The 12,233-nt window shown below is 30.0% G+C and carries 10 protein-coding genes; 5 read left to right on the forward strand and 5 right to left on the reverse strand.

Annotated features, from left to right (window positions below; genetic code table 11):
• Positions 1-4: 4 nt before the first annotated feature.
• Entirely contained in the window at positions 5-2,164 is a 2,160-nt protein-coding gene (locus AC27L2_RS10305) for an alpha-glucuronidase family glycosyl hydrolase (protein ID WP_487211684.1), read from the forward strand.
• A 22-nt stretch (positions 2,165-2,186) separates the two neighbouring features.
• Positions 2,187-2,651 (forward strand): EVE domain-containing protein, encoded by a 465-nt coding sequence (locus AC27L2_RS10310; RefSeq protein ID WP_487211685.1) that lies wholly within the window; start codon positions 2,187-2,189, stop codon positions 2,649-2,651.
• A 4-nt stretch (positions 2,652-2,655) separates the two neighbouring features.
• Here the strand turns inward: AC27L2_RS10310 and AC27L2_RS10315 are convergent, their stop codons facing one another.
• Complete coding sequence (locus tag AC27L2_RS10315) at positions 2,656-4,752, reverse strand: ATP-binding protein (RefSeq protein ID WP_487211686.1); 2,097 nt, start codon at positions 4,750-4,752, stop codon at positions 2,656-2,658.
• Position 4,753: 1 nt separating this feature from the next.
• The gene (locus AC27L2_RS10320; RefSeq protein ID WP_487211687.1) at positions 4,754-5,518 is read right to left on the reverse strand and encodes a hypothetical protein; all 765 of its coding nucleotides are present in this window, start codon (positions 5,516-5,518) and stop codon (positions 4,754-4,756) included.
• Positions 5,519-5,695: 177 nt separating this feature from the next.
• Between AC27L2_RS10320 and AC27L2_RS10325 the strand changes: the two genes are divergently transcribed.
• A complete protein-coding gene (locus AC27L2_RS10325) occupies positions 5,696-7,045 on the forward strand; it encodes a deoxyribodipyrimidine photo-lyase (protein WP_487211688.1) in 1,350 nt (449 codons plus the stop codon).
• Positions 7,042-8,241 (forward strand): purple acid phosphatase family protein, encoded by a 1,200-nt coding sequence (locus AC27L2_RS10330; RefSeq protein WP_487211689.1) that lies wholly within the window; start codon positions 7,042-7,044, stop codon positions 8,239-8,241. Before AC27L2_RS10325 ends, AC27L2_RS10330 begins: the two co-directional genes overlap by 4 nt.
• 16 nt (positions 8,242-8,257) lie before the next feature.
• Here the strand turns inward: AC27L2_RS10330 and AC27L2_RS10335 are convergent, their stop codons facing one another.
• Together AC27L2_RS10335 and AC27L2_RS10340 are read right to left on the reverse strand one after the other, a co-directional pair.
• Positions 8,258-8,752, reverse strand: a complete 495-nt coding sequence (locus tag AC27L2_RS10335; protein ID WP_487211690.1) for a TlpA family protein disulfide reductase — start codon at positions 8,750-8,752, stop codon at positions 8,258-8,260.
• 1 nt (position 8,753) lies between these two features.
• Positions 8,754-9,335: a thioredoxin family protein gene (locus tag AC27L2_RS10340; RefSeq protein ID WP_487211691.1), complete on the reverse strand. Its 582-nt coding sequence runs from the start codon at positions 9,333-9,335 to the stop codon at positions 8,754-8,756.
• A 143-nt stretch (positions 9,336-9,478) separates the two neighbouring features.
• Between AC27L2_RS10340 and AC27L2_RS10345 the strand changes: the two genes are divergently transcribed.
• On the forward strand, positions 9,479-10,912 hold the full coding sequence (locus AC27L2_RS10345; protein WP_487211692.1) for a PQQ-dependent sugar dehydrogenase: 1,434 nt from the start codon (positions 9,479-9,481) through the stop codon (positions 10,910-10,912).
• A gap of 16 nt (positions 10,913-10,928) precedes the next feature.
• On the opposite strand, the gene serA is transcribed toward AC27L2_RS10345, so the two are convergent.
• Positions 10,929-12,173 carry a phosphoglycerate dehydrogenase gene (serA, locus tag AC27L2_RS10350; RefSeq protein ID WP_487211693.1) on the reverse strand — a complete coding sequence of 415 codons (1,245 nt, stop codon included), beginning with the start codon at positions 12,171-12,173 and terminating at the stop codon, positions 10,929-10,931.
• Positions 12,174-12,233 lie beyond the last annotated feature (60 nt).

Genomic DNA, 12,233 nt, shown 5'->3' on the forward strand with positions numbered 1-12,233 from the left:
GAATATGAAAAAATCAATCTTTATAACAGCTATACTAATTTCATTCATTCTTAACCAAACAAATTTACATTCAGAAGATGGTTACAGATTGTGGTTAAGATATGATAAGATAACAAACAAGAACTTGCTGAAATTATATTCATCTCAAATAAAATATTTTTTTGTTGACAACAATTCTCCTACTTTATCCGCTGTTAGAGAAGAACTTCAAAAAGGTTTAACTGGTTTGCTAGGAAAAAATATTCCTGTTAGTTTAACCATAAAAAATGGGACTGTAATTGCAGCAAATTATAATAAGTCGGAACTATTAAAAGAATTGAACTTATCAGAAGAAATCAACAAAATTTCTAATGATGGATTTTTAATTCAATCACTAAAACACAAAAACAATAATTTAATTGTCATTACATCAAACAGTGATATTGGTGTTTTGTATGGTGTATTCGAATTCTTAAGATTACTTCAGACACAAAAATCGATTGCAAATTTAAAAGTAATTTCTTCTCCAAAAGTTAAAATGAGAATTTTAAATCACTGGGATAATCTAAATAGAACCGTTGAAAGAGGTTATGCTGGATTTTCAATTTGGGACTGGCATAAACTACCTGATTATATTGACCCTCGATACAAAGATTATGCTCGTGCAAATGCTTCAATTGGAATTAATGGAACAGTTTTAACAAACGTAAATGCTAATGCATGGGTTTTAACTCATGATTACTTGTTAAAAGTTTCTGCACTTGCAAATATATTTCGTCCCTATGGAATTAAAATTTATCTAACAGCAAGGTTCAGTGCACCAATTGAAATTGGAAATTTAAAAACAGCAGACCCGTTGAATGAAGAAGTTAAGCAATGGTGGAAAGATAAAGTAAAAGAGATTTATAATTTAATTCCTGATTTTGGCGGATTTCTTGTAAAAGCAAATTCAGAGGGACAACCCGGTCCACAAAATTATGGAAGAACTCATGCAGATGGAGCTAATATGCTTGCCGAAGCTCTTGAACCATTTGGCGGTGTTGTAATGTGGCGTGCTTTTGTTTATGATAATAATATTCCTGAAGACAGAGCTAAACAAGCTTATAACGAATTCAAACCACTTGATGGTAAATTCAAGAAGAATGTTTTAATTCAAGTAAAAAATGGCCCTATTGATTTTCAGCCTCGAGAACCATTTCATCCACTCTTTGGCTCAATGCCTAATACTCCATTAATGATGGAATTTCAGATAACTCAAGAATATCTTGGACAAGGCACTCATCTTGTCTATCTGGCTCCTCTATTCAAAGAATGCCTCGAGTCAGATACTTACTGCAAAGGAGAAGGCTCTACTGTTGCAAAAGTAATTGATGGGACATTGGATAATCATACAGTTACTGGAATTGCGGGTGTATCAAATATTGGCACTGATAGAAATTGGACTGGACATTTATTTGGTCAAGCAAACTGGTATGCATTTGGAAGATTAGCATGGAATCATGAATTAACATCAGAAGAAATTGCAGATGAATGGATTCGACAAACATTTTCAAATGACGAAGATGTTGTTTCAAAAATAAAATCAATTATGTTAAAATCACGAGAAGATTGTGTAAACTATATGACTCCACTTGGTTTGCATCATATTATGGGCTGGAATCATCACTATGGACCAGCTCCATGGATTAAAGATAAACATCGTGATGATTGGACTTCAGTCTACTATCACAGAGCAGATTCAAATGGAATTGGTTTCGATAGAACAATAACAGGAAGTAATGCAGTATCACAATATTTTCCTGAAGTAGCAGAAAAATTCTCTTCCCTTGAAAAATGTCCTGATGAATATTTACTTTGGTTTCATCATCTTCCATGGGATTATAAAATGAAATCAGGTAAAACTTTGTGGGAAGAAATTTGCTACCATTATTATAAAGGGGTTGATGGAGTAAAAGAAACAATAAAAATCTGGGATTCACTCAAAGACAAAATTGATAATGAAAGATTTGAACATGTAAGAATGCTGCTGAATATTCAATTAAAGGAAGCTATCTGGTGGCGGAATGCATGTGTTTTATATTTTCAAACTTTTTCAAAAAGACAAATTCCTAATGAACTTGAAAAACCAGATAAGAGTTTAGAGTATTACATGAATCTTAACTTCCCTTATGCACCAGGAATTTAGCAACAAAATAAGGAAGCAGATTATGAAATACTGGCTAATGAAATCTGAACCAGATGTTTTTTCAATAGATGATTTAGCAAAATCAAAGAATCAAACAACATATTGGGATGGTGTTCGAAATTATCAAGCAAGAAATTATATTCGAGATGAAATGAAAATTGGTGATAAAGTTATTTTCTATCACAGTAATGCGGTGCCGCCTGCAGCAGTAGGAATTTGTGAGGTTGTAAAAGAAGCTTATCCAGATTTTACTGCTTTTGACCCCAAAAGCAAATATTATGACCCAAAAAGTAAAAAAGAAAATCCAACATGGTTTATGGTAGATATTAAATTAATTAAAAAGTTTGTCAAACCTGTTCCATTAGATGAGATAAGAAAAAATCCAAAGTTGAAAAACATAAAACTTGTTCAAAAAGGGAATAGATTATCAGTAATGCCATTAACAAAAGATGAATTTGATGAAATAGTTAAGATGGGGAATAACTAGCTTTCTAATTAATAACAACGGGAATTGAAATAATAAAATTGCTCCCTTTTCCCAACTCACTTTCTACTTGAATTTTTCCTCCTAACAAATTTACATATTTATTAACAATTGCCAATCCAAGTCCTGTCCCCTGATATTCACGCGTATAACCTTCGCTTACTTGTCTAAATTCTTGAAATATTATTGATAATTTATCCATTGGAATACCAATCCCCGAATCTCTAACATTTAGTATAAGATTATTATTTTCAATTTTTGCCCCAACTTCAATAAAACCATCATTAGTAAATTTTATCGCATTGTTAATTAGATTATTTAATATTCCAGTAAAAATTTTCGAATCTGTGTTTATTATTTCGTGATCAAGATTAAAAGATTTTATCAGTTTCAAGCCTTTTGTTTCTGCTGCTGAAATAAAACTATTACATACTTCTTCAAGAATATTAGTAATAACAATTGGTTTTATATTTACTTCAGTTTGATCAAATTCGAGTTTTGTTATATCTAAAATATTAGTGAGTGTTTCTACCATTCTTTTTGAACTTCTTAAAATTCCTTCTGCCATTTCTTTAATTTCTGGATTGTCAGATGTTTCTCTAATTAAATCTGCATAACCCATTAATCCCATAAAAGGTGTGCGTAACTCATGACTCATATAAGCAAAAAATTGAGATTTAATTTTGTTTATTTCTTCGGCTTTTTGTTTTGCTTCAATTAATTCTTGATACATTTTCTTTTTTTCTGTAATGTCATCAATAATTCCAATAAAGTTATTAATTCTATTCTCATCTCTTAATGCAAAAGCTAAAATAGAGCACCAGAAATCGTCACCATTTCTCTTTTTGGTTAGTACTTCCCCAAGCCATATATTATTATTTTGAAGATGAATAAGTAGTTCACTAAAAAATTGTTTATTAATATTTTCTAATTCCAAAGATTGAATTTTTTTACCCATTAAAGTACTAATGTCATATCCTGTAATTTCAATAAATCGTGGATTGATATATTCAATTATTCCATTAACATCAGTTATAATAATTCCTAGAGGATTCTGTTTAACAACACTAGAGAGTTTTAACAATTCAACTTCTGTTTTTCTTCTCAACTTTATTTCATTTTCCAACAGTTTTTTCTGATTAAAGAAATTCAATAATATACTGGCAATTTTTCCAAACTCCGAGTGACGTTTTGAGAGCAATAATAATTTTAATAAATCTTCCTTAGAAAGACTTTCAGAAATAATCTTAAGTGGTTTTATTACAAATGTAATCAAGGAAAAAGATAATATCAGCAAGGTCATAACCCCGCTAAAAATCAATATTAAAATGTGCTGCCGTGAAGAATTTCGCATTAACTTAATGCCCTCGCTAATGTGGTATGAATAAAGAAATCCAATCACTTGATTATTATAATTTCTAAAAGGCACAAAGATTGATATTTCCTCAGGATTTTTTACTAGCGAGTTATTTTTAATTCTATTGTATTCATTTACCGATATTATTGAGATTTTAGAGGAGTTCGTTTCACTTAAGTTTTGTATAAACTGTTCATCGTAAAATCTTACCGCTATAAAATAACCATTGGGTTTTCCTTCTCTTTCTAAGTCATCACTATATTGAATAGGAGCCCCACTTATTTCTGCAATTTTATTATCTACAATTAAATAAAAATGTGGAAACTTATTATTTTGAAAAATACCTTGAAGAGTTAGAGAGTCTATAAAAAACTTTTCGTAATTTTTATTATTGTATACATTGTAAGAATAAAAGCAATGAAAAGTTGTATCAAATACCCATGCACAGTTGGCTTTAAATTGTGGCAGAACAGCATCAATATTAACCTCAGCCCATCTTTTAGATGGATTCTTTGTAAAATTAACCATTTCATCCCAGTAAGTATAATCATAAACAAACGAGGTCAAAGATTTAGTATGAAGTGAAAGAATATTATTGAGTGTAATCCAAACTCTTTCTGATTCTCCTTCTGATAATTTTATAAGCTGAGAATTATATCTGTGATTAATTAAAAATACCGCAACAACAAATAATATGATTAAGCTAATAATAATTAACCACAGTTTTCCAACAACAGTCTTTAGCATATTAAAATTCAACCTTTAATTTCATCCCAGCATTAATAAAATTATTGCCTATCTGTTCGCTAATACTTTTAACAGGTATGTAATTATATTCAATAAATGGTGCTATATATGAATTATCTGAAATAAGAAAAGAAATTTCCGTTGCAAATTTGAAATAACTAACTGACGCAAGTGATACATTATAATAGGTCATAAAAAATTTTTTATTTCCTAATCCGCACTCAAAAACTAAATTACAATTTATATTTTCTTCGATGCCCATCAAATATTCTATATTGTGTGAACTATACACTAAACCTTTATAATTATAAATATCTACAAAAATTTCATTTGTAAATTTAATATTATTTTCTAAGTATATTCCTATTTTGCTGGTAAATTCGAATGTAGAAGGACTTTCTTCCTGTGCAATATAATTATAATAATTAATACCATTAACAATTTCTAAATTTTCCAGCAAGTAGTATGTATAATAAAAGTATAAATCAATTTCGTGGTTCTTTTGAGAATCATAATTACTTTTGTCAATTAAAACTCCATTGCCCCATAGTTCTAATGTAAAATCTTTTATTGAAATCCAAAAATCAGGTTGAACTACAAGACCATCATCTATTGAAATGCCATGCCACAAATACATTTTTTGTGGGGCAATCTCCATACCCCAATCAATAAATTTTAACTCTTCTTTTTCTTGTGCATGAGTTGAATTAATGATAAATAAAAAAAAGAGTGCAATACAAAATGATGGGAAAGAAAAGTTTTTCATATATAATTCCTTAGAAATCAAAAAATGAGCAATTAACTAAATAGACATATTTCTTCATTAAGATTATCGGATATTTTTTAATTTTTTTAATCTCACTCACATTTTATATTATTGCAATCTAAATTACATTATTAATCAAACCAAATGTTAATAATATAATTTTCAAGTTACATATTCATGATTAATCCTAAAAGAGCTCGCATTCTAAAAGCCGGAATCGATAAAAACGGTCCCGTTGTTTACTGGATGCAAAGAGACCAGAGAGTTAACGACAATTGGGCTTTGATTTATGCATATAAACATGCAACCGAAAAAGATGTGCCTTTAATTGTAATATTTAATCTCGTTCCAACTTTTCTTAATGCAACAATCCGACAATACTCTTTTATGATTGAAGGCTTAAAAAAAGTTAAAAAAAATCTTGATGAACTTAATGTTGCTTTCTACACTTTAACTGGAAATCCAGAAGATACAATTCCAGAATTTTTAAGAAATACAGAAGCATCACTTTTGATTGCAGATTTTAATCCATTAAAAATTGTAAGAAGATGGAAAAAATATGTTGCTCAAAAAATTGACATTCCATTTCATCAAGTTGATGCACATAATATTGTCCCTTGTTTAATTGCATCAGACAAACAGGAATTTGCAGCTTATACAATTCGACCCAAAATTCATAAACTTCTTCCTGAATTTCTTGATGAATTTCCTGTAATAAAAAAATTAAGAAAAAATCCTTTCATCAATAAAATTGACTGGGATTCTTTATACTCAAAATTAAATGTTGATATGACTGTTAAAGAAGTAAATTGGATTCTACCCGGAGAAGATGAAGCCATAAAAATGCTTGATTTATTCATTGAAGAAAAACTTCCTTACTATTCCGAAAAAAGAAACGACCCTAATGAAAATGTTTTGTCGAATCTTTCTCCTTATCTCCATTTTGGACAAATTTCTGCTCAAAGAGTTGCTCTCGAACTTCTTAAAAGAGCTCCTTACTGCAAATCAAGAGAAGAATTTCTTGAAGAATTAATTGTAAGAAGAGAATTAGCGGACAACTTTTGTTACTTCAACAAAAAATATGATTCATTCGATGGATTTCCAGATTGGGCAAAACAAACTCTTAATGAACATCGCAAAGATAAACGAGAATATATCTATTCACTCAAAGAACTTGAAAATGGAACCACTCATGATGACTTATGGAATGCTGCTCAACTCGAAATGGTTAAAAAAGGAAAAATGCACAGCTACTTGAGAATGTATTGGGCAAAAAAAATTTTACAATGGACTGATTCACCTGAAACTGCTTTAAAATATGCAATTTATCTTAACGATAAATATGAACTCGACGGCAGAGACCCAAATGGTTATACTGGTATTGCATGGTCAATTGGTGGTGTTCACGACAGAGCATGGAATGAAAGACCAATATTTGGCAAAATTCGTTATATGAATTATTCAGGATGCAAAAGAAAATTTGATATACTTAAATACACAAATAACATATTCAGAGGTGAACAATGAAAACTCTAACTCGAATATTTTTTGTTCTTATTTTTTTGTTTATAAATAAAAATTATGCACAGGAAAATTTACCGGAAAGAATAATCTTAAACTTAACAGAAACTCCTTACAACAGCATTGCAATAACTTGGCAGTCAAATCTTAAATACAAAAATCCGCAGGTTCAATATGCAGTTTCTACAAAGTGGATAGAATTCAAAGAAAAATTAATTTCAGTTAATGCAGAAACTGACTCTCTAACATTTGAAGACGGAAAAAAAGTTTATTATTACTCAACAATATTAAAAGACCTTTCTGAAAATACAGTTTATGTTTATCGTGTTGGTTCTGATTCTTTATGGAGTGAATGGAATCAATTTAGAACTGCAAATAAAAATAATGTTCCATTTAAGTTTATTTACTTTGGTGATCCTCAAAACGATTTGAGAGAAGATGTATCAAGAATATTTCGAGAAGCATTTCGAAAAGCTCCAGATGCTGCATTCTGGCTTTTTGTTGGCGATTTAACAAATGAACCAGAAGATAATCAATGGAAAGAATGGTTTGAAGCTTCTGGATTTATTCATAGAATGATTCCTTCTGTTATGGCTGTGGGAAATCATGATTTAACAATTGAAAATGTCGATGGAAAGAAAAAGAGAATTAATGATTATGTCTTATGGGAAAAAATGTTTACGCTTCCAGAAAATGGAATAGATAACATGAAAGAATCTGTTTACTATGTTGATTATCAAGGAGTAAGATTTATTTTTCTAAATACAAACTATAATTTAGAAGAACAAGCAAACTGGCTGAATAAAATTTTATCTACAAATAAAAATAAATGGACAATTGTTGTTTATCATCATCCTGTTTATTCAACTGGTGAAGGAAGAGACAATAAAAAAATTCGCGATGCTTTCATGCCAATTTTTGATAAATACAAAGTTGATTTAGTCTTACAAGGACACGACCATACTTATGCAAGAACCTATCGAATCAAAGGAGGCAAGATAAATCCCGAAGGAACAATTTATATTACTTCTGTATCCGGTCCAAAACAATACAAACCAAATCCAATGTATTCTAACTTAATTGAAAAACTTGGTTCTTTTACACAACTATTTCAGGTTATATCAATTGACGAGCATAAATTAATTTATGATTCTTTTACTGCTTCAGGCGAATTATTTGACCACTTCGAACTGACAAAGTAATTTTAACAGAGCAAGACTATTTGCGTCTTGCTCTTTCTATATTTTTAAGAAATTCTTCATAAGATTTTTTTCCTTCAATAAAAGCTATCAATTTTCCTGATTTATCATAAATAAAAGTTGCAGGTATGGCTCCATTCCAATCCTTATTTAACATGTTTATTAATTCTTCATCGTTCGTAAATGCATTCACATAGATTGGAAAATTTACTTTATTGCTTTTTACAAATGGTTTTATCTTAGAATCAATTTCTTCGGGGAAATCCACGCTAATGCCGGCAAAATCAACATCTTTAAATTCATTTGCTAGTTTTACTATTGCAGGAAATTCTTCTCTGCAAGGTTCGCACCATGTAGCCCACACATTTAGAAAAAGTAATTTTCCCTTTCTTTCTTTAATCAATTTTTGAAGTTTGGATTTATCAATTTTCTCAATAGTTACATCATTGCTTTGAATAAAACTAAATCCTGAAGCAATCAACAAAAAACAAAAAAGAAAAAAATTTCTTCGCATTTTAATTCACCCTTTTTATTGTGCAGCCAAATGCTTTAGTTTCTGTTTTAGTTACTTTTTTCCCTTGTAAAATTTCATTCAATGCATTACGCAAATCTTCACTCTTTACATCCTCTTCTTTTCGAGAATCATCTATTCTTCCATGATAAAGAACATCAAATTCAGAATTAAGCACAAAAACTTCCGGCGTAACTGATGCTTTGAATTTATCTGCAATAACATTATTCACATCCTTAAGAATAACAAAGTTTAGATTATTCTTTTTGGCATGTTCTCTTACTTCTTCAACACTTTCTTGTTTATTTGAATTAATTCCAATAAATGCTACTCCTTTGTTTTTGTATTCTTCATAAATTTTTTCCATTCTTGAATTGTATGCATTAGAAACAGGGCATTGAGTTGCAATAAAAATTATAACAATAGCTTTTGAATCTTTAAAATCGCTGAGCTGATATTCTTTTCCATTATAATCTTTCAGCTTGAAATTTTCTGCCTTTTTAATTGAATTTTCATCAGCTTTTAACGTTGCAAAAAATAAAGCTGTTATAAATATTGCTGCTAAAAATTTATTCAGTGATTTCATTTTTGTCCCTTTCATTTGTTTATTTGAATGCTTTGCAAAGATATGAATGAAATTTTTCAGATGCTAAAAAATCATAAAGTTCATTTCTGTTTTAGAACTTTTTTATTTCAAATTTGTTTTCTGAGAAAAGCATAGGAGGAATAATGAAAAAATTATTTGCTCTATCTTTAATTTTAATTTTGGGCTGCAGTTCTTCGCCAGCACAATTAAAAATATTACCTGCATTTCCAAATATTACAATTGAACAACCTGTTGATATTCAAAATGCAAATGATGGAACAAACAGATTATTCATAGTTTCACAGACGGGCAAAATTTATGTAATTGAAAATGATTCTAATGTTACTTCAGCAGAAGTATTTCTTGATATTTCAGAAAAAGTTTTGTTTGGAGGAGAACAAGGTCTTCTTGGTTTAGCTTTTCATCCAGATTATAAAAATAACGGCTACTTTTTTGTTGATTACACAACAAGCAATCCAAGAAGAACAATTATTTCAAGATTTAGTGTAAGTAAAAATAATCCAAATAGAGCCGACAAAAATAGCGAATTAATTCTCCTCGAAGTTGAACAACCATACTCAAATCATAATGGTGGACAGCTTGCATTTGGACCTGATGGTTTTCTTTATATCTCATTTGGTGATGGAGGTTCTGCAGGCGACCCTCAAAACAATGCACAGAATCTAAAATCACATCTTGGAAAAATTTTGAGAATTGATGTCAACAAATTTGAAAACAATAAAAATTATTCTATTCCGAACGATAATCCATTCAAAGGAAATACTAACGGATTAAAAGAAGAAATTTACGCATGGGGTTTAAGAAATGTATGGCGGTTCAGCTTTGATAAATTAACTGGCAAATTATGGGCTGCTGATGTTGGTCAAAATTTATGGGAAGAAATTGATATTATCGAAAAAGGAAAAAATTATGGCTGGAGAATAATGGAAGGATTTCATTGCTACAATCCCTCAAGAAATTGTGATACAACAAATCTTACAATGCCAATCTGGGAATATGGACACAATGAAGATGGCGGATATTCAATTACAGGAGGATTTGTCTATAGAGGAAATAATGCAGAAGAAATTTATGGAAAATATGTTTATGGAGATTTCGTAACCGGCAATATCTGGGCACTTGAATATGACGGCAAAAATGCTACTAACAAATTACTATTCAAAACCAATCACAGCGTATCAACATTTGGTGTTGATGAGAAGAATGAGCTTTACTTTGCCGATTATGCTGGAGGAAGAATCTATAAAATCAAAGGAACAGTAAAAACAAAAGTCGGAAGATTAAATCTTCCAGACAAATACGAATTATATCAAAACTATCCCAATCCTTTTAATCCTGTGACAGTCATAAGTTATCACCTGCCATACAAAAGTTTTGTTACATTAAAAATATATGATGCACTCGGCAAAGAAATTACAACATTAGTCAACGAACATAAACTTCCCGGAAGTTATGAAATTAATTTTGATGGAAGTAAAATTTCAAGTGGAGTATATTTTTATCAGCTTATAACATCATTGGGATTGATTACAAAAAAGATGATTGTAGCCAGATAAAATTGATCAAGAAAATTTACAACAACACTCTTGCTTTAATTGTCTCTGGTATAGCTTTTAGTTCTTTTAAAATTTCTTTAGGGTGTTCTTTACTGTCGATATCAATAATAACATAACCAATGTAAGGATCTGTTTGTAGATATTGTGCACCAATGTTCAATTTACGTGCAGTAAAAACTTTAGTAATTTTGTTCATCACACCAGGTTGGTTATGATGTATGTGAAGATATCGTTGTTTATCTACATTTGGAGCCAAAGAAATTTCAACAAAGTTAGTAGCTCCAATTGTAGAACCAATATCACAGTATTTAACTAATTTCTCTGAAACTTCGAGTGCAATATTTTCTTGAGCTTCAACTGTGCTTCCTCCAATATGCGGAGTCAAAATTACATTTGGATATTTTTGAAGTACACATGAAAAACCATCGCCATTTGAAACAGGTTCTTCTGGATACACATCAATTGCAGCTCCATTGAGATGTTTATTTTCTATTGCTTCTGCTAAGTCATTCAGATTAACTACACTTCCTCTTGATGTATTAATTAAGTATGAACCTTTTTTCATTAAAGATAATTCTCGTTTTGTAATCATATTTTTTGTTAATTCAGTTTCGGGCACGTGAAGTGTAACAATGTCAGAAACCTGAAGCAATTCATCAAGAGAAGAGCAAGCTTTTGCATTTCCCAAACTTAATTTCTTTTCAATATCATAATAGTAAACATTCATTCCCAAGCTTTCAGCAAGAATTGAAACTTGAGAGCCAATGTGTCCATATCCTACTATACCAATATTTTTGCCTCGCACCTCAAAAGAATTTTTTGCTTCTTTAAACCACTTACCTTGGTGAGCATAGAAATTTTTTTCTGGTATTCCTCTAATTAAAAAAATACATTCACTTATAACCAGTTCTGCAACAGAGCGAGTGTTAGAAAATGGAGCATTAAAAACTGGAATTCCTTTTAACTTTGCAGCTAATAAATCAACTTGATTTGTTCCAATGCTGAAGCATCCAATTGCAATCAATTTTTTTGCATGCTTAAGAACTTCTTTTGTCAAATTAGTTCGTGACCTTATGCCAATAATATGAACATCCTTTATTTTCTCAATTAAATGTTCATCATGAAGAGCATGTTTCAAGCATTCAACATTTGTATAACCATGTTTATGAAAGTAATTAATTGCATTTTCATGAATTCCTTCAAGAAGAAGGATCTTAATTTTTTCTTTTGGAAATGATAATGGTTTTGTTTGCTGATTCATAATTATGAATAAATATTCAGATTTATTTATACAAATATAAAGATGCGTTTGTTAAAAAGG

The organism is Rosettibacter sp. KY25 (assembly GCF_057554405.1).